The sequence below is a fragment of the Tolypothrix sp. FACHB-123 genome, from assembly GCF_014697075.1.
Lineage (GTDB): Bacteria > Cyanobacteriota > Cyanobacteriia > Cyanobacteriales > Nostocaceae > Aulosira.
The window spans coordinates 18,769-40,639 of record NZ_JACJRE010000044.1; the positions used below are offsets into that span (position 1 = coordinate 18,769).

At 41.7% G+C, this 21,871-nt stretch carries 22 protein-coding genes; 8 read left to right on the forward strand and 14 right to left on the reverse strand.

All coding sequences use genetic code 11. From position 1 onward, the window contains the following. Positions 1–179: 179 nt before the first annotated feature. The 4 genes from H6G41_RS24300 to H6G41_RS24315 form a co-directional block, all read right to left on the reverse strand. A complete protein-coding gene (locus H6G41_RS24300; protein WP_190749428.1) occupies positions 180–2,231 on the reverse strand; it encodes a ribonuclease catalytic domain-containing protein in 2,052 nt (683 codons plus the stop codon). Between the two features lie 219 nt (positions 2,232–2,450). After that, entirely contained in the window at positions 2,451–2,666 is a 216-nt protein-coding gene (rpsR, locus tag H6G41_RS24305; protein ID WP_096607601.1) for a 30S ribosomal protein S18, read from the reverse strand. Between the two features lie 2 nt (positions 2,667–2,668). Beyond that, positions 2,669–2,863 carry a 50S ribosomal protein L33 gene (gene rpmG / locus H6G41_RS24310; protein WP_086683484.1) on the reverse strand — a complete coding sequence of 65 codons (195 nt, stop codon included), beginning with the start codon at positions 2,861–2,863 and terminating at the stop codon, positions 2,669–2,671. A gap of 43 nt (positions 2,864–2,906) precedes the next feature. Continuing rightward, positions 2,907–3,464, reverse strand: a complete 558-nt coding sequence (locus H6G41_RS24315; RefSeq protein ID WP_190749430.1) for an RDD family protein — start codon at positions 3,462–3,464, stop codon at positions 2,907–2,909. A 297-nt stretch (positions 3,465–3,761) separates the two neighbouring features. Here H6G41_RS24315 and H6G41_RS24320 point away from each other — a divergent pair, with 297 nt between their 5' ends. From H6G41_RS24320 to H6G41_RS24330, 3 genes are all read left to right on the forward strand, one after another. Further along, entirely contained in the window at positions 3,762–4,007 is a 246-nt protein-coding gene (locus tag H6G41_RS24320; protein ID WP_190749432.1) for a hypothetical protein, read from the forward strand. 27 nt (positions 4,008–4,034) lie between these two features. Next, positions 4,035–5,297: a gephyrin-like molybdotransferase Glp gene (glp, locus tag H6G41_RS24325; protein WP_190749434.1), complete on the forward strand. Its 1,263-nt coding sequence runs from the start codon at positions 4,035–4,037 to the stop codon at positions 5,295–5,297. A 287-nt stretch (positions 5,298–5,584) separates the two neighbouring features. Then, a complete protein-coding gene (locus H6G41_RS24330) occupies positions 5,585–5,920 on the forward strand; it encodes a helix-turn-helix domain-containing protein (protein WP_190749436.1) in 336 nt (111 codons plus the stop codon). Here the strand turns inward: H6G41_RS24330 and H6G41_RS24335 are convergent, their stop codons facing one another. The 3 genes from H6G41_RS24335 to H6G41_RS24345 all read right to left on the reverse strand — a co-directional run bounded on the left by H6G41_RS24335 (position 5,921) and on the right by H6G41_RS24345 (position 9,348). Beyond that, complete coding sequence (locus H6G41_RS24335; RefSeq protein WP_190749438.1) at positions 5,921–6,604, reverse strand: polysaccharide deacetylase family protein; 684 nt, start codon at positions 6,602–6,604, stop codon at positions 5,921–5,923. 630 nt (positions 6,605–7,234) lie between these two features. Then, a complete protein-coding gene (gene patX / locus H6G41_RS24340) occupies positions 7,235–7,471 on the reverse strand; it encodes a heterocyst-inhibiting protein PatX (RefSeq protein ID WP_190749440.1) in 237 nt (78 codons plus the stop codon). Positions 7,472–7,581: 110 nt separating this feature from the next. Further along, complete coding sequence (locus H6G41_RS24345) at positions 7,582–9,348, reverse strand: FAD-dependent oxidoreductase (protein WP_190749442.1); 1,767 nt, start codon at positions 9,346–9,348, stop codon at positions 7,582–7,584. A gap of 327 nt (positions 9,349–9,675) precedes the next feature. Here H6G41_RS24345 and H6G41_RS24350 point away from each other — a divergent pair, with 327 nt between their 5' ends. The 4 genes from H6G41_RS24350 (at position 9,676) to H6G41_RS24365 (ending at position 15,600) form a co-directional block, all read left to right on the forward strand. After that, positions 9,676–10,029: a GNAT family N-acetyltransferase gene (locus H6G41_RS24350; RefSeq protein WP_308796384.1), complete on the forward strand. Its 354-nt coding sequence runs from the start codon at positions 9,676–9,678 to the stop codon at positions 10,027–10,029. 148 nt (positions 10,030–10,177) lie between these two features. Further along, a complete protein-coding gene (locus tag H6G41_RS24355; RefSeq protein WP_190749444.1) occupies positions 10,178–11,224 on the forward strand; it encodes an alcohol dehydrogenase catalytic domain-containing protein in 1,047 nt (348 codons plus the stop codon). Positions 11,225–11,357: 133 nt separating this feature from the next. Further along, entirely contained in the window at positions 11,358–12,626 is a 1,269-nt protein-coding gene (locus H6G41_RS24360; protein WP_190749446.1) for an inorganic phosphate transporter, read from the forward strand. Positions 12,627–13,242: 616 nt separating this feature from the next. Further along, on the forward strand, positions 13,243–15,600 hold the full coding sequence (locus H6G41_RS24365; RefSeq protein ID WP_190749448.1) for an EamA family transporter: 2,358 nt from the start codon (positions 13,243–13,245) through the stop codon (positions 15,598–15,600). A 68-nt stretch (positions 15,601–15,668) separates the two neighbouring features. Here the strand turns inward: H6G41_RS24365 and H6G41_RS24370 are convergent, their stop codons facing one another. The 5 genes from H6G41_RS24370 to H6G41_RS24390 all read right to left on the reverse strand — a co-directional run bounded on the left by H6G41_RS24370 (position 15,669) and on the right by H6G41_RS24390 (position 19,001). Next, positions 15,669–15,965: a hypothetical protein gene (locus tag H6G41_RS24370; RefSeq protein WP_190749450.1), complete on the reverse strand. Its 297-nt coding sequence runs from the start codon at positions 15,963–15,965 to the stop codon at positions 15,669–15,671. Between the two features lie 253 nt (positions 15,966–16,218). Continuing rightward, positions 16,219–17,343 carry a magnesium chelatase ATPase subunit I gene (gene bchI / locus H6G41_RS24375; RefSeq protein ID WP_190749452.1) on the reverse strand — a complete coding sequence of 375 codons (1,125 nt, stop codon included), beginning with the start codon at positions 17,341–17,343 and terminating at the stop codon, positions 16,219–16,221. A gap of 181 nt (positions 17,344–17,524) precedes the next feature. Further along, entirely contained in the window at positions 17,525–18,160 is a 636-nt protein-coding gene (locus tag H6G41_RS24380; protein WP_190749454.1) for a hypothetical protein, read from the reverse strand. A gap of 299 nt (positions 18,161–18,459) precedes the next feature. Continuing rightward, a complete protein-coding gene (locus tag H6G41_RS24385; protein WP_190749456.1) occupies positions 18,460–18,786 on the reverse strand; it encodes a YbjQ family protein in 327 nt (108 codons plus the stop codon). A 65-nt stretch (positions 18,787–18,851) separates the two neighbouring features. Beyond that, entirely contained in the window at positions 18,852–19,001 is a 150-nt protein-coding gene (locus H6G41_RS24390; RefSeq protein ID WP_190749458.1) for a hypothetical protein, read from the reverse strand. A gap of 324 nt (positions 19,002–19,325) precedes the next feature. Here H6G41_RS24390 and H6G41_RS24395 point away from each other — a divergent pair, with 324 nt between their 5' ends. Next, on the forward strand, positions 19,326–19,586 hold the full coding sequence (locus H6G41_RS24395) for a hypothetical protein (RefSeq protein WP_096643983.1): 261 nt from the start codon (positions 19,326–19,328) through the stop codon (positions 19,584–19,586). Between the two features lie 191 nt (positions 19,587–19,777). On the opposite strand, the gene ilvC is transcribed toward H6G41_RS24395, so the two are convergent. Together ilvC and H6G41_RS24405 are read right to left on the reverse strand one after the other, a co-directional pair. Then, the gene (gene ilvC / locus H6G41_RS24400; RefSeq protein ID WP_190548303.1) at positions 19,778–20,773 is read right to left on the reverse strand and encodes a ketol-acid reductoisomerase; all 996 of its coding nucleotides are present in this window, start codon (positions 20,771–20,773) and stop codon (positions 19,778–19,780) included. 201 nt (positions 20,774–20,974) lie between these two features. After that, positions 20,975–21,841 carry an aldo/keto reductase gene (locus H6G41_RS24405; protein ID WP_190749460.1) on the reverse strand — a complete coding sequence of 289 codons (867 nt, stop codon included), beginning with the start codon at positions 21,839–21,841 and terminating at the stop codon, positions 20,975–20,977. Positions 21,842–21,871: the final 30 nt, after the last annotated feature.

Here is a 21,871-nt window from a genome sequence, read left to right on the forward strand (position 1 = left end):
GAAAAACCCAGCAAACAAATTTTGGGTTTCGTTACGATGCTATTGGCGAATTATTTCTTAATTTTGGACTATCGGATAAACCCGTTTTTTTATGAGATGTTGGCTTGACGCAAGAAAAGCCAACCTACACAATTATAGGTTTCTAACTCTAAAAATTACAAATTACTAATGACTAATATCTAATTCAAAGCTTCTTGATAAATTATTTCTTGAAAATGAATCATATCTTTTTGCGGGTCGGCAAGGCTAACTTTAACTAATAAATGTTCACCTAAATTGACAGAACGTTTAAAAGACATTGGCAACTGTAATCCTAAATCTTCTAAAAGAATTAGTGCCAAATTGCTATCTTCCCGCAGCCACATCAATACTGTTACATCCCAAACTTGTTCTGGGTAACGACGTAAATACTCTAAAGCATAATATCTATTAGTTTGCCGTTCTACCATTGTTACTTCTTGAGTAATGCTGGTGACAGTCATCATCACTTCTTTGAGTTGTTCGGCGGAGAACGGTAAAACTTCACCGCGCAAATGGGCTTTAAGTTGAAAATGGGTGAGTAAATCGCTGTAGCGGCGGATGGGAGAAGTCGCTTGAGTATATGTATCTAAACCCAAACCAGCATGACGCACAGGGGTAATACTCATTTCGCTTTTGGGCATACAGCGACGCATAGCGCAGGCGCGAACGAATCCTGCGGGTAGCTGGAGTAATTCTTCTTCGGGGGGTAGTTCTGGCTGTGGCTGACCACGAAATGGTAAGGGTATTTTATGCTCTTGACCGTAGCGGGCAGCAACTTCACCAGCTAAGATCATCATTTCTGCGACTAATTGCCGGGATGGGGAATCATCTAAAATATCAATGCTGATCTCGTCACCTTTGACTTTAATCGTGGCTTCCGGCATATTGATGCTGATTGCGCCTTGATTATAACGCCAAGTTTTACGGCGCTGTGCCCAGGTTGCGATCGCCGCAATTTCTGGTTCTGCTTGTACTCCCAATTCCAGCATCTCATCTACATCTTCATAGGTGAGGCGGTAAGTTGGCTTGATCGTGCTGGGATGAATACTGTAATCTTCGACTCTGCCTGTAGTATCTAAAATAATGCCAAAGCTGAGGGCACAACAAACCCGTCCCTGTACCAAACTCATGGGCCCGGTTGCCAATACTTCCGGGAACATGGGTACCATTCCTGTAGGCAAATAAACTGTACTACCCCGTTTTCTAGCTTCTAGGTCTAAGTCATCCTCTGGTGCTAATAAACGGGTAGGATCGGCAATATGCACCCACAGACGTTCTCTACCATCAGGGAGTAATTCCCAACTTAGACCATCGTCTATTTCTGTGGTGCTTTCATCATCAACTGTGTACACCTTTAAATGAGTCAGATCTAGACGATCTGTATCCAGATCTGAGGGCGGGGAATCCAAACGCTGTTGCGCCACTTCTAATACCTTGCTAGGAAATTGAACCGGAATTGCTGAACGACGCAAAAACAAATTTTCATTGGGACTCCACCAGCCCAAGTCAACCAACAGTTGAAATGCTCCTTGGGGCGTTGCTTGGCGTCCCAGCATAGTCATCGTTTCTAACACCGGGCCTGGAGGAGGATAGGCCCGAGATAAGGAATCATAATTCACCCCCATCCGCACGACATCGGCTAGGAGGGCGGCGTATTTTTCTATGGCTTCTAAACGCTGGCGGTCTGGGCGTTGCCAATCTACTGGTTCACCAGCCAGGGATTGTTCTACACGAGCTAAAAATTCCTGCTGTCCCCTGGCTTTTTGTGATTCTACTTCTAGCTGGTGTTTTCGTTCAGCTACCTGGGCGGTTGTCCGGGTTTCGTATACGTCTCCTTTTTGCTTGAAATACAGTTTGTCATCAGATAACAAGCAATGAGCGGCGTAACAATGAGGCGGTTCTGATTCGGAAAACAGGATATTAGCCATTTGTGATGGGGTGACCGATTCCCCATCCTCGACTAATAATTCCCAGGCTACTTCTAAGCTGGATGGATCTAAATATGGCTTTACTTGTTCTAAAAACTGCGGTATATCACCTGACTTGTAGGTCTGTCCGGTAACGGTATAGGTAATTTGTCTCGGCGCGAGGCTGTGGGATTGACCACGTTCATCTACCACAAACCAGCGGGTCTTTCCGTCTGGGCGATCTACTACCCCCAGACGGCGATCGCCTTGAACCCTAAATTCAACTAGCGTCCCCTTCTCCACAACTCTCGCACTTAATTTGGTTAACTAATAAATTTTAGATTTTGGATTGAATATTGACTACTAAATCCAAAATCTCATGATTTTTTATATGCAAAAGATGATTTTACACTGACTTCAGGAGATTTTAGATTGTGGAATCTGAAAATTTGCAGCTACTTTCATCATAAAAGCAGCTGCTGCAAACGATCCATAATCTAAAATTCTCACCCGCCACTCAAATTAACCTTCTGCGTTGATGAACGGCAACAAAGCTACAATTCGAGCACGTTTAATTGCTAATGTCAAGTCTCTTTGTTGCTGAGATGTTAAGCCAGTGATCCGCCGGGGCAGAATTTTACCGCGCTCGGTGATAAACTTTCGTAACAAATCAACATCTTTATAATCGATTGGTTCTCCCGGCTTAATCGGAGATAGACGACGACGATAGTAGCTCATTGTTACTTAATTTCCTTGTGGACTGTGTGTGTATTGCAATGGGAACAGAACTTTTTCAGTTCTAATCGGTTGGTGGTGTTACGCCGATTTTTCGTAGTGGTATACCGGGAAACACCAGGAGAGCGCTTGTTAGCGTTAGTGCGACATTCGGTACATTCTAGTGTCACGATTATGCGGACACCTTTACTCTTAGCCATAATCTTACAAACCGTAAAGCCTGGAGAGAATTAACACAAATGACTATCTTCTCACATTTCGTTGGATATTTTCAACTAGTCGCTTAATTTTTATATCGAGCGAATAACCACGACGTGAAGAAACTATGGTAGTTCTCGCATAGCGATCGTGCAATGCCTGATGCAGCTGCCGATCGTAGAACGCCGCACCACAGTCAATAGCCAGAGGAAGTACTAGCAGTATAGCAGTGGGATTGGTACTAATGTTGCCTAGGGCAATGGAGATTAACAGCGCACCCACACCAGTAATTGTTTCTCGTTTAACTAGTGCGAGTAATTGGGGAATTCTTCCAACTATTTGTCCTTGTTCAACTTCCAGTACCTTGAGGTCAAATGCCCATCGCCCTGGGCTTTGTCCTTGATTGTTGTACGCTACTAGCACTCTTAAAATTAACCAAGCTATGACAAACACGAGAATTTGGATAAATTGAATACCTGAGTTATTGTTTCTCAAGAGAGAACTCAATAACCAAGCACCAAGGAAATCTAGCCCTAACGCCATACCGCGTCGTCCAATCTCCGCTTTGGGATAGTATTTTTGGGGCACTCTGACAATACTCATAGAATAGATTCAATAATTTTTCAGTATTTTTATTGAGAATCGCAGGTTTAATTATTGCTCTTGAGGTGAATATTAAAGTGTGATTTTTAAGTGCTGCTTGCGTGTTCGCGAAGCAAAAACAGCCAAGTTAGTTAAACGAATAATTAAGGAATACCAACAATATAGAGTAGTATCACAGATGAGCCTGGTAATGTGGATACTAACTTAGCCAGTGGCACAATTGCTAAAAATCAGGGAAAATGCTTGGTTAAAATAGGCACGACTAGCAATTATCTATATAGTTGAGGACTATCGCCAATGAATTTTATCAACACAAAAGCTGTACAAATCCCAGTTAGCACAATCATTTCCATACTAACTGCCATTAATGACCGTGATTATGGACGTTTTAAACAATTACAAATCACCTTGATCGAGCAGCATGGCGTGGAAGTGTGGCAAGATGTCTTTGGTAGCCGTGTTTTACCCGCATTAGATCAACAATCTAATCGATGGTTATTGAAACTTTTGTGTCATGGGAAAACTGCTGCTGTGAGAATGTAAAGACGAGTGTTAATTTAGGCGATCGCTATGCTTTCAGTCAGCGATACACAAGCAGTTATTTTCGATTTAGTCCAAGCCCTAGATCATCAAGGTGAAACGGAAGTTGTTGATTTATTAACAGCCACAGGCCGAATTTTGGCCTGTCCTGTTACCAGCAACTTAGATTTTCCCCATTGGGATAACTCAGCAATGGATGGCTATGCAGTGCGTTATTCGGATGTACAGAACTGTAGCGCCGAACAGCCAGCAATTTTGGCAATTGTCGAGTCAATTCCGGCTGGCTATCAACCCAAGTTAACAATTAGTCAGGGTCAAGCCGCAAGGATTTTTACAGGTGCGGTGATGCCAAAAGGTGCAGATACTGTAGTTATGCAAGAGAGGACAAGCCAAAAGGAGAATTTTGTCCATATTCTGGCTGCACCACAACCACAAGAATTTGTCAGACGCAAAGCAGCTTTTTATCAAGCTGGGACACAATTGTTACCAGCAGGAATTAAATTAAATGCGGCGGAAATTGCTGTATTAGCTGCTGCCCAATGTTCTCAAGTGAGTGTTTACCGTCGTCCGATTGTAGCAATATTTTCTACGGGAGATGAACTAGTTACTCTCGATCAACCGTTAGCGCCAGGACAAATTGTCGATTCTAATGGGTATGCATTGGCTGCTTTGGTGAGACAAAGTGGAGCTGAACCTTTAATGTTAGGCATTGTGAAGGATGAACCAGCAGCACTAGAAAAAACAATTGCTGAGGCGATCGCCAATGCTGATATAGTAATCTCTTCTGGTGGAGTTTCGGTGGGCGATTATGACTATGTTGAGCAAATTTTAGCAACGTTGCAAGCTCAAATTCATATTCGCGCTGTGGCGATGCGTCCGGGTAAACCTCTCACCGTCGCTACCTTTCCCCCAAAGGTTCCTAGGGGAGATAATCATCAACGAGTTCCTGTGTATTTTGGGTTACCGGGAAACCCAGCAGCAGTATTGGTGACATTTTTGCGGTTTGTCCAGCCAGCAATTAAGAAACTGGCGGGATTAGCCCAAGGTTGGGAAATAGAGTTTGTGAAAGTGCGATCGCATAAAGAATTGCGATCGGATGGCAAGCGCGAAACTTATGTCTGGGGAAAATTACAGGTAGTTAATGGTGTTTATGAATTTTCTCCAGCTGGTGGTAGTCACAGTTCGGGAAATTTAATTAACTTAGCGCAAACCAATGCCCTAGCGGTCATTCCAGTGGGTAATACGTTAATTTCTCCAGGGGAAGAGGTAGAGGTTTCTTTTAATAGGGGCTAGGGGCTAGGAATTAGGGTAAATTTTTCTTGCGTCTTTTGGTTGATATGTCATCGTTTTTCCACATTGTGTTTTCATCAAAAACAGCCTTGAGGATAGGGAAAGCTATCAGTCAATACAGTTCAGTGATTGTAGAAAACTTTAAGATTTAAGTTGGTATTCAACATAGTAAAACTTAACATTATCAAGGAGCAGAACGGAACAAAATTTTTTCTGGTGTTTTTTTAGCGCCGCTTTTTTTTGGTGCTAGGATCTACGTCTATAAATAATCAAAAACAAGTGCTATAGCTGTGAAACAAAAGCCAAAACCAAGGATCGCTTTGCTTCGGGAAAGAGCAGGGCTAACCCAGCTTGAGTTGTCACGTCTTGTTGGTGTGACTGAAAGCACTATCCAGAACTGGGAAAGTGGTAGAACTGGGACGGATCATATTGAAAGAATAATTAGGTTTTGTAAAGCACTCAATTGCCAAGTAGAAGACCTAATTGAATATATGGGCGATTCCCCAAAACAACCAGAAGCACAACCAAGTTCATTAAGTGAAATACATCATCTTTTAGGAACTGAGGAACCTGCACCCCCTACTAGTACTGATGCTGAAATCGCGCCAATGCGACATGGTAAATAATTACGAATTTTTAATTTTTGCTAGCTGCCAAAAAGTATCAATAGTCACAAATTGATAGCCTGTGTTTAGCAGTTGGGGAATTAAAATTTCGATGGTGGCAGCAACATCTTGACCGCCATAAACACCATCATGTAAAACAATGATCGAACCGTTGTTGACTTGTTGAGAAACACGTTGTACTACAGTGCTAACTCCTGGTCTAGTCCAATCAACTGGGACAACACTCCACATGATTGGGCGATAATTCCACTGAAACAAAAATTTTAAAGTTTGGGGTGTAAATAAACCGTTGGGTGGTCTAACATCCCTGACTTTTTCTGGTTGAAGATTACAAGCAGTATAAATAGCAGCTTGAGTTTTTTCTAAAGTATCTCGCAGTTCTATTGGGGAGAGTAGAGGAAAAGACTGATGATCGTAACCATGCAATCCAATCCAGTGTCCGCGATCGCAGACTGCTTTGGCAATCTCCGGAAACCGATTGACACAAGCGCCTAACCAAAAAAAACTAGCCTGAATTTGATAACGCTCTAAGACAGCCAATACCTCTAGAGTGTACTGGGGATGGGGGCCATCATCAAAGGTGAGGGCGATCGCACAAGAACTGTTATCTCCACTCCACAAACAGTTGGTAAATCTTGGTTGGAGAAGACGATACAGAATGGGCAGAAAGGGAGCAAGTTGCATTTTAATCGTTGTTATTCGCTAACAATGCAGCCATTGTGCCAGTTCAACACAGCTGGGTTGCAAGTTTGAGATCCTATAGACATGGGAAATTATCCCCAAAGCCTTGTTTTGATCCTGACAGATTGCAAAAGATTTGTGTTGACACAGCACGGTGCTACTGCATTCACAAATAACATCTGAGATTGCATGTTGCTACCACTTGGTCAAGCTATCTATTAAATTTACAGTAAATTTTTGAGAGTAAATTTCTCTATGAAATGAGTAACGTTATCAAACTATTGATGGGCTGAGTAAATAATTTGGAGATCGAACTCACAAACCCATGATGGGAAGCGATCGCCTCAATGAAATACTGGAGATAAAAGGAGCTAGAAGCAGTAAACGCAGCTGTTAAAGGAGTTGGTGATGCTATCAATACATGCACTGAGAATTTTGGCACATTCGGAACATCAGGGATGCAACGGACTATATATACACAACTTACGGATAGACTACTGGTCAAATGCTGAGATTCTATGTGTTTTGATTGTCATCTCTTTACTAAATAACTTGTGTAAAGGATGTTAGGCAAAACACCCCATTTATCTGTAATTTAACTCCCTAAAGACAAGAAAATTGTCACTAAATTGTTTAAACTGTAGAACGAACATTTCCGTAGTACTCCATTAATTCTCTACGTCCGCTACCACGATGGGGAGCGGGTTTTTCTGGTTGATTAGGCTTGGTTTTCGGTCTGGCTGAGAGCAAAGTTGGTGTAGTCGCAGAAACCATCAACATATCGGACATAAGATTGACCATTGCTTGATAGCTAAAAATTAAGGTAGCCGTGACTAGGCTAGAGGCCAAAAGTGAAACTAAAGCACGCATAGCAGATGTTTATTTTAGAACTCACATATTCACTGCTACTTAGTTTTTATTAGTGCATCCGGACAATTCCCTAAAAAGTATTGTTTTTTACAGAATAAAAATAAACTTTATCAAATATCCATATATTCGACTAGTAGCCAATTACCAGCGTGGTTAAGGCTACCCCACACTGTCAGCAATTGCTTATGGCTACAAGCTTTTAATTGTAAATCTATGTGCGATCGCAAGGTTACAAGCTGCCAAGTTGACTGTTGATAAGCTTTGGGCGTAATGATGCTGAATCTGTAATCCTGCTGAGATTGGCGATGAAATACACCTGTAAATGAATTACTCAACCGTGATAATACTGTTTTTGTTTTATCGTAATAATACGGAGATGACGATGAAGCTGGAAAATTGCCATCAAGCGGATAGCTGGCTGGATTATGTAAATAATGTGTTTGCCATTGCAACCACTGAATCTCTGCGGGTATTGAATTAAACAAGGGAATAATTGCTGCTGGAGAACGCTTATCTTGAATTAAAGCCATTTGCAGCGCTTTCACTGGTAGATCGCGCGGTTGACAATTAAACTCTATACACATAGCCGCAGCCATACCTGCGGCTTGACCAATTCCTATGACGACAGGTTGTAATCTCGTAGCCCCATTGGCAATATGTGACACAGAAATATTCTTTTCGCAGACTAAAAAACCATCTGTGCTGGTAGGAATGAGGCTGCTGTAGGGAATAGTGAAGGGCGTTCCCGTCCAGCGTCCCCCCCAACGAATTGATTTTGGTTGGAGGGGAAACTCAAAGCCTGGGTAATGGTGATCGTTGGGATAATTGGCGATCGCAATTGTATCTATATTTAATGGTGCAACCTGACCCCCAGACATAGGTAAGATATCTTGTTCTGTAATTGTTTTCAGTCCCACTAACCGCCGACTTTCGCGGTAATAGGGATGCAAAGCAAAAGCGCTAGAAGAATGGGGGAATACCTTTGTAGCTAAACCGTAACGCCGACCAAGTTGATTTTGGATAAAATGGGCAAAATTTTGGCTATGCCAGCGAGATTCCTGAATAAACTCATCTCTGCTAGCTTTTGAATCAACTAAACGCCCTAAATCTGCGCCATAGTCGTTACCGCAGATCGGCCAGTTCATCATCAACAAACTGCCTGGTAAGCGCCCGTAATTGATAAACTGTTCTGCACCATAGTTATCCCAAGCGCCAACAAATAGAGATGGATCGTAATTCGGCGCTGGGGGAATTTCTGGGGCGGTATCTGTGCCAAAATCCTGCATTAGCACCACCCCTGTGGGCGCTTGTACGGGGTATTTTTCTGTGAGATGATTAGGAGACTCTGGGGCGCTTCCTTCTCCCCATTGCTCTTGCCATTCCCAACCCCAACGATAAGGTATTTCCGCCAAAGCCAATAAATCGCCTAACTCTGTACCATCGAGAGTTATTTTGGCTTGGACAGTAAAATTACTAAACCTCACGCCAGTTACAGAATTTCCCTCGCGCAACACCTCTAGGGGAACTTCCCCCGCAATCCAATGCAGATTTGCTAATTCTTGCACCCAATCGGCGAAAATCTGCGCCCCAATGCGCGGATCGAAACTAAAAAAGCTTACCCAGCTATGATCTAAACCTTCTGGCTGACGTTGCTGCAATTCTCGTAAAAATTCGCCCCACAACCCCGTCTGAAACGCTTCTAATTCATTTCCATCAGGAACAGATACCCCAGCTGAGGTTAACATTCCCCCCAACCAAGCAAACTCACTCACCAGGATAGTTTTCGCACCGCGTCGCGCTGCTTGAATCGCTGCTGCTGTACCCCCAACTCCCCCACCGACAACTAAAACATCAGCTTGATATATCTGATTCAGCATTGCTTAACCCTATTCATTGTTCGAGATATTGTCTCTGAATAGGGTAGATGACGACAAGATAATGTTTGTTTCAGATATTGCGTTTATGTAGTATGGAATATATAAAAACCACAATCACAAAAATATAAAGAGATGAAAAGCGTAGTAAATTGTTAGATGAATTAATTGCAGAAAGCCAATAGATGGGCTTTTATGAGTAGGAATATTGAAATTGTTGAAATTGAATGAAGATAGCGAATGAAAGTTTTTTTAGCTGATACAGATCATCTCGAAAGTGTATCAATATTGTTTGATTAATATCGTGTTTTTTATGGGCAGATATCAGACATTGAAGCTGCAAAGGAATTTCTAAAAGAGCGTTTCAAACATAATGATTCATTAGTATTTTTAGCTCAGGATAATGCAGAAATCATAGGGTTTACTCAACTTTATCCCAGCTTTTCCTCAGTTTCGATGAAGCGAGTCTGGATATTAAACGATTTGTATGTAAAAGAATCACATCGTCGTCAGAAAGTAGCAACATCATTGATCAATGCTGCACAAGATTATGCAAAACAGAGTGGTGCAGTTCGGATAGTTTTAGCTACTCAGATTTCTAATACAACTGCTCACAAGCTATATGAATCACAAGGATATATTAAAGATGTAGAATTTTACCATTACGCTTTACGATTGCAGTAGTAGCATCATATCTTTACTATGTTCTACCAGGTTTTGCAACCTTGGAGATTGACGAGGTACTGTATTAAAAGCAAAAATCTCAAATTTGATAGGTTAACTTTGACCAGTAAATGTTACATCTAGTAACGTTGAACGGTGAAAAATCAACGTGAAAGCACAGGTATTTAGAGGCGTAAATCAACTTTCCTACGAAGAAATCCCAGTCCCGACTCTGGAACCGGATGAAGTGCTGGTGAAGGTAGGGGTAGTAGGATTGTGTCAGTCAGATATTAAGAAAATTCGTTATCCCCTATACGAACCGCCGCGTATTTTTGGACATGAAACGGCGGGAACGATCGCATCTGTGGGTACTGATGTCAAAAATTGGCAAGTAGGACAAAGGGTAGCGGTAATGCACCATATTCCCTGTATGCGTTGCGCCTACTGCCTGAATGAAAATTATTCCATGTGTGATGTCTATAAAAATATCTCCACTACAGCCGGATTTAACGCTAGTGGCGGCGGTTTTGCGGAATATGTCAAAGTACCAGGACATATTGTGCAGAATGGCGGCTTAATTCCGATTCCCGATGATATCAGTTTTGAAGCAGCGAGTTTTGTGGAACCAACTAACTGCTGTTTAAAAGCAGTGAAAAAAGCGCAAATTGCACCGGGACAAACGGTGTTAATCACAGGTGCAGGGCCAATTGGCTTAATGTTTATTATGTTGGTGAAGTATTTTGGTGGTAGAGCGATCGCTACCGATTTACTTCCTTCTAGAATTGAAAAAGCTTTAAATGTCGGTGCTGAAGTGGCTTTTGATGCGCGCGATGCCGATTTACCTGCAAAAATTCAAGCTATTACAGGTGGTTTGGGTGTAGATGTTACCTTACTCGCCGTACCTAGCGAAAAAGCCTTCTTTCAAGCTTTAGATTGCACTCGCAAAGGTGGTAAAATTCTGTTTTTCGCGGAATTTCCCGACGAAATCGAAATTCCCATGAACCCCAATATTTTATACCGCCGCGAAATCGACTTAATGGGCAGTTATAGCTCATCCTACCGCTTACAAAATCTTTCAGCCGATATTGTCTTTAATCGCCGGATTGATGTAGAAGCCTTAATTAGCGATCGCTATCCCCTACAAGATTTATCACAAGCTGTAGAACAAGCGATCGCCCCCACGCCAGAAACCTACAAAATTTTAATTTATCCTTAAATGGGCATGGGGCATGAAACAATTTTGGATTTTAGATTTGCGATTTTGGATTTCAATCTAAAATCTAAAATCCAAAATCTAAAATTTCTTTTCTTCCTCATCCCTAGCCCCTAGTCTCTAGCCTCTAGCCCCTATGATCCTAACTCTAATCGTCGCTCTACTAGCCTTCTACGTCGCCTTTAACCTTGGCGCTAACGATGTTGCTAACGCAATGGGAACTTCTGTTGGTTCTAAGGCTGTAACTTTGCGACAGGCGTTAATAATTGCTGGGGTGTTAGAGTTTGCGGGTGCGGTATTGTTTGGACAAGAGGTAACGGAAACTCTTGCCACAAAAGTGGCTAATCCGGCTTTATTTGCGGCGACACCGCAAGTTTTAGTGTTGGGGATGGTGACGGTATTATTAGCCTCTGGGGTGTGGCTACAAATCGCCACATCGCGGGGGTTACCTGTATCTTCCTCCCATGCGGTTGTCGGTGCGATCGCAGGTTTTAGTTGGGTAGCTTTAGGTGTGGGTGCAATTGATTGGTCATCGATTGGTTCCATTACCATTGGCTGGATTTTAACCCCTGTAATTAGCGGTGCGATCGCGGCTTTATTTTACAGTCAAATCAAGCGCTGGATTTTGGATCAACCAAATCAACTTTTGCAGTTAAATGAATGGCTTCCTTGGTTGAGTGCGTTACTTATAGGGACATTTGGCGTGATTGTTCTACCATCGCTGACTGAACCTTTAAGCAATTATTTAGTTAACCAAGTTGGGTTACGTCTCCCAGCTTACGATATTCCCATTTTTACAGGTGCAGTTGCCGCCGTGGGACTCACCTTTTATAGCTGGAAAGATTTAGAAAACAAAGCCAAATCTTTTTCCCAATGCCCAATGCCCAATCCCACAGAGCGGATATTTGGGCGATTTCAATTGCTGAGTGCTTGCTTTGTCGCCTTTGCGCATGGTTCTAATGATGTGGGGAATGCGATCGCACCTCTAGCCGCGATCGTTTATATTAATCAAACTGGTACTGTACCCATAAATGGCATTACCACCCCCTTATGGATTTTAATCCTTGGCGGGGTCGCAATTGTCAGTGGTTTAGCCGTATGGGGTAAAAAAGTTATTGCCACCATCGGCGAAAATATTATTGCCTTACAACCTAGCAGTGGATTTTGTGCTGAACTCGCCACCGCTACAACGATTCTCATCGCTTCCCGTCTAGGTTTACCTGCATCTACCTCCCATGCGCTAGTTGGTGGTGTAGTTGGGATTGGACTCGTGCAAAATCTCAAATCGATTCAATTGCAAACCCTAAAAGGTATCGCCGCCGCATGGCTAATTACTGTTCCCATCAGCGCCATTCTCAGCGCTGCTATCTTTAGCATTGCCAAGATATTTTTTCTATCAAGTTGATAACAGAATCCTCATTAATTATTTACATTTTTCTTATTTTCTCTGTGTCTGTATCAAAAATTGCTAAATGCAAATTTAATAACGCTAAAGCCGAAATGCCTTTTGCATAATTGTTGTTAATTAACTAAAATAATTTCCATAGCTTGAGAATATTCGGAATTAACGCAAACCAATAATTTAACCACCTTTACAGATATAAACTGTCACTGAAGTTACATTCAATACTATATAGTTAGTCTAGTTGTAGAATTGAGACAACCTAGTGGTAGCAAGGTATCCATTTACAAGTTTTTAACAATTCCTATCTGTACAAAAAGAATACGTATTGATTTGGGGTAAGATTTTTTCTCATGAAAAAATCCTGCTAAAAACATAGATGATTGAAATAAGACTGACAGAATGTTTACCTATGATGCCAAACCAAACACACTAGATTAACTAATTAGCTAAATTATATGCTTTGCAACCCCGTGTGCAGCATGACAAAATTACGTTGATATGCGTAAGTCCTGTTAAAATTTTTGGTTTATCTAACGAACTCTAGGAAATTAGTATGAACGCCAAGCCGTTAGACGGGAAGCAGCTTTATCGTCAAAATGTTAGAGGTTAAAAGCTAATGGGGCGATTTGAGAAGCAACCAGACAACCCGCGTGTTAGAGGTGATTTATCCAGAGCAGCAGAAAATGCGCTGTGGGCAGTTGTTGAGGATTTGGAAAATCTTCAGCAGCACATACTGCGATCGTTGCAAGAGGAAGTAAAACAGCTTCAAGGTGAGAAAAACCGCTTAAGCGATGATATTCAACGACTGCTTGATGAAAAGGAACAGTTACAACAGGTAAAGCAAATCACCGAACAGCAGGTGTTAATTCGTCAATTAGCAGAAGCTTTAGCAAAACATATATCTTCCCAGCTGCAATCTTCGCTGACGACTATAGCTAACCAAGCATTCGAGAAAAACTCTAGCGAAAACTCAGGAGTGGGAGCAGTACAAAGCAATGAGAATGTAGAGCAAATGCTCATTTCTTTGGATGATAGCCTGACTATTACCTTTAATTTATTGCAAGAGGAACTGAAGAATTACCAAAGCAATCTTTCCCAACAGCTGTCTCGGATGCAAACTCAACAACAGCAAGGGCAATATATTATAGCGGAGTTAATTAATCGGTTGCAAGGACTGGAAACAACAATTGCCGAAACTCCGGAAAAAACTAAACCCTTATCACCACCGACGGTATTGCAAGTAGAACCACCATCTACCGTCATCTCACCCCCTACAGTTATCCAATTTTCCCCAGAACAGCCGCAGATTACTAGAGAAAATTCCTCCAGTTCAGAACAGAGCAGCATTTCTAGCGAAAGTCCCGAAAATAACACCACATCACAACCGCCAGCTTTTGCAGCACCACTGGAAGTCACTGTTTTACCAGAAAGGGAAATTGTCAGCGAACCAGTTTCTGTGATTGTTCCTGAATCATCAGCGAATAAAACATTCAGCAGCAAGGAAGATGAGCCAATTTCTGTAATTGCTCCAGAAGTCTCGGAAAATGAACCTGTACTAGAGCCTACTGTATCTGAAACAGAAGCAGCAGAAGCAGCATTAGCACCATTCAAAAATAACTATTCTGAACCAATTTCTGTAATTGCGCCAGAATCAGCGAGTGAAACCACACCTGAACCGATAGCTGAAAAAGAAGCAACATCAACAACATTCAGCAGTAACGATTCTGAACCAATTTCTGTGCTTTCCCCAGAATTATCAGCAAATGAAACTGCGCCAGAACCTATAATTCCGTTACCCGAAGCTACACCACCACCCGTAAGAAACAACCAAGAACAGTCAATTTCTGTCACCTCAACAGATGAATCACAAAAGAAAACTACACCAGAAACGGCTTTATCAACGCGCAGACAAGCACTAGCACCGCCTTCACTCCCGTTACCTGGCTCCTCAAACTTATCATCGATTCAGATAGGTTTCTTGCTAATTGTGCTGTCAACAGCAGCGTCGGCGCTGTATAACGTAGCCATTAAAGTAATTTTCCAGCAAGACTCAGAAATTTTGGGAGTAGTACAAGTAGAGCGACTGCTGTTGCCAACTTTAGGTAATGTATTATTAATTTTGATGCTGCGGTTGCTAGTGGTTGTACCGTTGATGTTGCTGTTAGCGCCGATAATGCATTCACGAGTCTGGGAAGACTTACAAACTCTATTTACCTCAATCAGCAAAGATTCTAGTCCCATCAAAAGTAAAACACTCAAGGTTTTGCAGTTGTCAATCGCCAGCGGTTGCTTTTTATTTTTCTCGCAAGTGCTGATTTACATTGCGATTAGCCAAGTAACTACCGGAATGGCGATCGCACTTTTCTTTATCTATCCTGTGATTAGTGGACTATTATCTTGGTTTTTATTTCGCGATCGCCCCAACAAATTCCGTAATATAGCTATTGGTGCGCTATTCTGCGGCGAGTTACTAATTTTAGGCGGTGCTAGCGGTGTTGGTAATGTATCTCTGGGAAGTACCACTGCAATTTTATCCGGAGTTGCTTTTGCGATTTACGTCATCCTCACCAGAATATGTGCTAGCAAATTGCATCCGGTATCTTTTACGGTAATTAACTTCGCTACCATGTTGCTGTTGAGTTTAATTGGCTTGATGATTCCTTTTCCTGGGGAATTGAGCTTAAATTTTCAACCTTCTAGATTGTTAGAAGTTATTTTATGTGCCTTTGTTTTGGGCGTGCTCACTTTATTTGGTTACGTCTGTAATAATATTGGTATTCGCCAACTAGGCGCATCTCGTTCAGCGATTATTGGTGCAAGTGTCCCATTCTTAACGGTAATTTTTGCTGGTTTACTAATTCAAGAAAATTTAGAGTTAGTACAAATTTTGGGAGTCCTGTTAGTCACGTTTGGCGCAGCAGCTTTTAGCTTTGAAAAAATGCGAAATCAGGTTAATTCTAATTCGCAAACTTAGAGGTGTGAAATTTTGATGATAGTTAAAGCAGGAGGCTGTTTACCTCCTGCATAGCTAATTCACAAACTTTAAAGCATTTGCATCAAATCAACAAAGCCATAAAGACTAATAAAAAGTAATATTAATGCTGTTAGCTTGGTGATTTTAGACTGGGGTGAAGGAGCGATCGCTTCTCTGACTAGAATGGAAATAGACGCCCCTACTACTAAGCTCAAACCTAGTACCATATAAGGTCTATCTGGTAGAATTGTGGCAACTCCTAGCATCACAATCGCCACCGTTAACATTAATAATTCTACAAACCGAGGTGGATTGTACTGGCTAGATAAAATAAAAGTATTCAACCAAAAATGCCAATATCTCATAGTTAATTATTTTTTTCATTAGTCATTGGTCATTTGTTAGAGTTTAAAGTTGGGTAGGTTTATTTTTATTAAATTACTTATTATTCGGCTTATAATCACTAGGAAAAAATATATTCTTTATAGCCAATTAATTGCAGCCACATACGCTACAAATACTCATTCTCAATGCCCAATGCCCAATGCCCAATACATAGTTATTAGTAAACAATTGTCGCTGTTTACTAATAACTAAGAACTGTGAACTGTTGGCTGATTACCGAACACCAGTTTTGATTTGACCTGTGCCGTTTTTTTGTGCAGTATCATTTTCCGGTAGTTCCACACCAAAGACTCGCGCGAAAGCTTTTTCTACCTTATAACCAGAATCAATGGATTCTAAGGGGTCTTTGCGTAGTCTATGACGCAGACATAGGGTAATTACACGGCGAATGTCATCCACTGTAACTTCGGTACGTCCTTCAAATGCAGTTAAGGCTTTAGCGGCGCGGTTCGTTACAATGTCACCTCGCAAACCATCTACATCTAATTCCGAACAAATTTCCGAAATTTTCACCCGCAAATCGTAGTCGCTGGTGACTTTTGGTAACAAAGTTTGTGCATTGACAATTTTCTGTTGTAATGCTTCTTGCTGGGTTTGGTACTGCTCAAGAAATGTGTGCGGATTTTGGTCAAATTCTGACCGTTGCTCTACAATTTGCACCCGTAAAGCTGGTTCCTTTACCGTATGGATTTCAGCGTGCATTCCAAAACGGTCAAGCAGCTGGGGACGCAGTTCGCCTTCTTCTGGGTTACCAGAACCAACAAGCACAAAACGCGCTGGGTGACGGATAGAAATACCTTCCCGTTCTACGGTGTTCCAACCACTAGCCGCAGAGTCAAGCAATACGTCTACGAGGTGGTCATCTAATAAGTTAACTTCATCTACGTAGAGGATACCCCGGTTAGCTTTTGCCAAAAGTCCCGGTTCAAAGGCTTTGACACCTTCAGATAAAGCTTTTTCGATGTCGATGGTACCGCAAACCCGGTCTTCTGTAGCGCCTAAAGGCAGATCTACCATCTGGACTTTTTTGGGAACTACAGGAATTTCTGCTCCCTCTTGTAACATCTGGCGGACTTCATCGCTCATTACGTCGGGGTCATGGGGGTCACTGTTGAAGGGGTCGTTAGCAACAACAGAGATTTCCGGTAGTAGGTCAGCCAGGGCCCGGATAGTTGTGGATTTGCCGGTACCGCGATCGCCCATAATCATTACACCACCAATTTTGGGATCGATCACGTTCAACAGCAGAGCCAGTTTCATTTCTTCCTGACCAACAATTGCTGTAAACGGAAATACCACACGTCGCGTACTCGCTGTGGTTTGAGCAGTAGGACTCACTAAATTACCTTATCAAGATTTTTCTGATTACCGTTCTTTATTGTGCCATAGCTAGGGCTATAGAGAGTCCATTATCCAAAGTCCATAGTCAAAAGTCCCATGTCAATAGCAGAGAATTTTTGACAAAGGACTAATGACTAATGACCACTTACCCTCAGCGAAGTCGAGGGAATGACCATTTTTAAGGATTATAGGTAGTAGTTCTCGGTTTGCGCGCACCAGCAACTGCTCCTAGTAGTGAAGCTACTAAACCCAACAGAGAACCGAATACAAACCACCACAAACCTCTAGAAGTAGCCGCAGCAATTTCACGAGCTTGTTGAGCGGATACGTTTGGGATATTTTGCTGCACATTACCCAAAGGTTGTTGCGTTTGGTTGAGCACCGTAGCGGCGTTAGAAGCTGCTACACCAAATGCGCCCGATACTCCACTTGCTAATAACCAAGAGCTAAGTGCGAGAGTGGTAGCCCACATAATTGCACCATTCAGTAAAGCTGTGTTGCGGTTCATCGGCCCGCAAGCACGAGTTGTTACCCAGCCACCAGTAAATAAAGAAATTAATAAAGCGATCGTTGACCACAAACCTACATTACTAGCAACATTAGGTGCAATAGTTCTCGGTGCGCCTGAACCTGCAACATTACCTGCACCAATCGCACCAAATAATGCACTCAAAATTAGTTGAGTAACTAAAGCTACCAATACCCCGGAAATAATGGGGCCCCACCGTACAAGGTCATGATATTCAGATACCCGACCTGTTACGACTTGCTCAGGAGGAATGACTTGGTCTCCTACCCGATTTGCATATGACATAAACTATTTTCTCCCTGATTACTTCAGCAAAGTGTTTCCAGCTATATTTTTGCTTGTGATTAAAATTAAATTACTAAATATAATTATTTCTATCTATCAACAGAATGAGTTAAGTACTCTATCTTTAGTAGGAAAATTTTAGTGAATTATTTTGCGAAAACAAATTAAAAATATGTTGATAGTATTATTTTTATTATTTAATTATATTTGCTTGAAAACAATTTATTTGGCTAATTTACTGTTGAAAATAGATTCATTTAGAGCAGCAAATTAGCACTAAATTTATTAGTTTAGAACAACTAACGCATCTTGACAGCTGTACCTGTAGCGGTAATCAATAACAAGACTCCAGACTGATCGACATTGATTGTACCAGTATCAATTTCAATCCCTATTACAGCATCCGCACCTAAACGTTGTGCCCGTAGTTGTAATTCTTCTAATGCTTTGCGTTGACCTTGTTCAAACAAACGTTCATAGCTACCAGTGCGTCCGCCAACAATATCACGAATACCAGCTAAAAAATCCCGTAAGAAATTGCTACCGTAGACTACTTCCGCTGTCACAATACCCAAATATGATTGAATTACTGCACCTTGAATTACATCAGTTGTAGTCAAAATCATAATTGAGCCTCATAAATAATTTCTATTTGGATTAATTATAATAATCCTCAATCATTTACAGCCACTTAATAATGAGATGATGCTGTAACTACATGGCAGAAGCTAGTAGCTGATAGCGATCGCGTTACAAGCTTGAAGTAATTATCAGCATCTAAATACACATGTGCGATCGCGCCGCAAATAAATTTCAGATACTTTACCCGCAAGAGTAACATATCCTCTACAGAAATTTATATTTCTTCATACCAATTAAAATAATGTTTGCCACACATCGATATATTCTAGAGGACACGGCACTGCCGTGTCCCTATAATCTGTCGTCTTCTTTTTCAAATTGGTATTACTTTAACTAAAAATCTCCTAGAAGATGATTTTTACACTTGAATTTCTGCTACAAATTACTTGAATCTTCAGGATTTGGTTAAAGTAGAGATTTTGTTGATTGCCTATTACTAGTTCATTTGTTAGTTTTAAAAGGGCTGGGTTGGCAATGCTAACCCTACAAATAAATTATTTTATAAAGATAAAGGTGGTAGACAATGGGTCGTATAAATCCCTACACGCTACAGATGCAGATTACTCGCATGTTTGAGCAAGGACAATCATTTTTTGCGACAACTAAGGTGCAAGAATGGTTAAAAGAACGCAATCACAATCCACTAGAATATGACATTCTCTTCCATAAAAAACCTGCTCCCCCTGGTTCTAAAGAAGTAATGGTAGTGGAAATAGAATTACGCCGTAAAGATGGACAACCTGTAGATCCGTGGTTGCAAGAACAAGCTAATCTTCATGCTTGATTGGGCTTGGTTTTTTATGAGAATGGGCAAGGGGCTATGGTGAATATCATTAATTATGATGAATATTTCTTCAGCACTTTCAGACTTTAAAATCCAGGAATAAAGTCCTCACTACAAAAAACATCCATCATCATGAATGTGGAGCATTCTTGCCCCTAGCCCCTAGCTTCTAGCCTCTAGTCCCTATATTATTAGGCTTTTTTCAACCAGCTAAACATAGCGCGTAATTCTTTACCTACTTCCTCAATGGGGTGTTCGGCTTCTTGACGACGCATGGCGGTAAATCCAGGTTTACCAGATTGATTTTCTAAGACAAATTCTCTAGCAAATTGTCCAGATTGGATTTCGCTGAGAATCTTCTGCATTTCCGCTTTAGTTTGCGCAGTTACAACTCTAGGGCCGCGGGTATAATCGCCGTATTCAGCAGTATTGGAGATGCTATCGCGCATTGTGGCTAAACCGCCTTCGACAACTAAGTCAACAATCAGTTTAACTTCATGCAGACATTCAAAATAAGCTAATTCTGGTTGATAGCCAGCTTCTACTAAAGTTTCAAATCCGGCTTTAATTAAAGCACTCAAACCGCCACATAATACTGCTTGTTCGCCAAACAAATCGGTTTCGGTTTCTTCGCGGAAGGTAGTTTCTAAAACACCTGCACGAGTACCACCAATACCCTTAGCGTAAGCCATAGCGCGATCGCGTGCCCGACCACTAGCATCTTGATATACAGCAAATAATGCGGGTACGCCTTGTCCTTGTTCGTAAGTCCGACGCACTAAATGACCGGGGCCTTTAGGCGCTACCATGACTACATCTACATTCGCAGGTGGTACAACTTGTCCAAAGTGAATATTAAAGCCGTGAGCGAAAGCTAATACATTGCCTTCTGCTAAATTCGGTTCAATTTCGTTTTTATAAACTGTTTTTTGCACTTCATCAGGCAACAAAATCATGATGAAGTCAGCAGCACTAGCCGCATCCGCAACACTCTTGACGGTTAATCCAGCTTCTTGGGCTTTGGCAGCTGACTTACTGCCCGGATATAGCCCTACAATCACATCTAAACCACTATCCTTAAGATTCAGGGCGTGAGCATGACCTTGCGAACCATAGCCGATGATAGCAATTGTTTTTCCAGCCAAAAGGTCTAAATTGGCATCTTCATCATAATACATCCGGGCCATAGAGCATCTCCTGTCAGCAAGCATCATTTATTGGCAGGCTTTTGATTTTACCCCAAATTGAGTAACTACGGATAAGAATTAAAAATGGGGTATGGGGCATGGGGCATTGGGCATTGGGCATGGGATACTTAGACAACAGTACAGACAAGGGTTATCGTGTCTCTGACAACTGACAACTGACAACTGACAACTGACTATTGACTAGGTTTGCCGATCAATTTTTTGGATTTCTGCTTCTGAGAGTTGGACGTTAATAGCATTGACTGAGTCTTCAATACTAGAGATTTTGCTAGCACCGGGGATGGGTAAGATAGCGGGCGATTTGGAACGCAACCAAGCGAGGACGATACAATATACTGATACGCCTTTTTCTTGAGCTAAATTTGCGATCGCGTGAATATCTTGCAAGTTTTGATGACGACGGCTACCACCAAAGGGACTCCAAGGTAAAAAGGTTAATCCTTCTTGTTCGCAATACTTTAATACGCCGTCAATTTCTGGTTGTTTTTCCCAAGGACTATATTGATTTTGCACCGAAACAATCTCAACTACATCCCGTGCTTGTTTAATTTGTTCTACGGAAAAGTTAGAAACTCCCACATAGCGAATTAAACCGTTTTCTACCGCTTCTTTCACAGGTGCGAGGGATTCTGCGATCGTATATTTAGGATCGGGGGCGTGATATTGCCAAATATCTATCGGTTTACTACCGCCCAAAGCTTGAAAACTTTCCCGAATCGTTTGACGTAAATGTTTGGGGTTACCGTTGCGCGTCCAATTTCCATGAGGACGCATCAAACCGCCTTTGGTAGCGACAACTACATGGCTAACATCGCCTTTGTAACTGCTAAGTGCTTGATTAATTAGTCGTTCGTTGTGGTGTTTATCTGATTCATCCAAGCAGTAAGAGTCAGCGGTGTCAATGAAGGTGATACCCAAGTCTAAAGCACGATGAATAACTTGAATAGATTCTGCTTCCGCAGGACGATTTGATATTGACATTGGCATTCCACCCAAACCAATGGCGCTTACAGATACACCCGTTTTTCCTAATTGTTTGGTTTCCATGCTTATAGCTCTTGTTTGCAGTCCCATTAA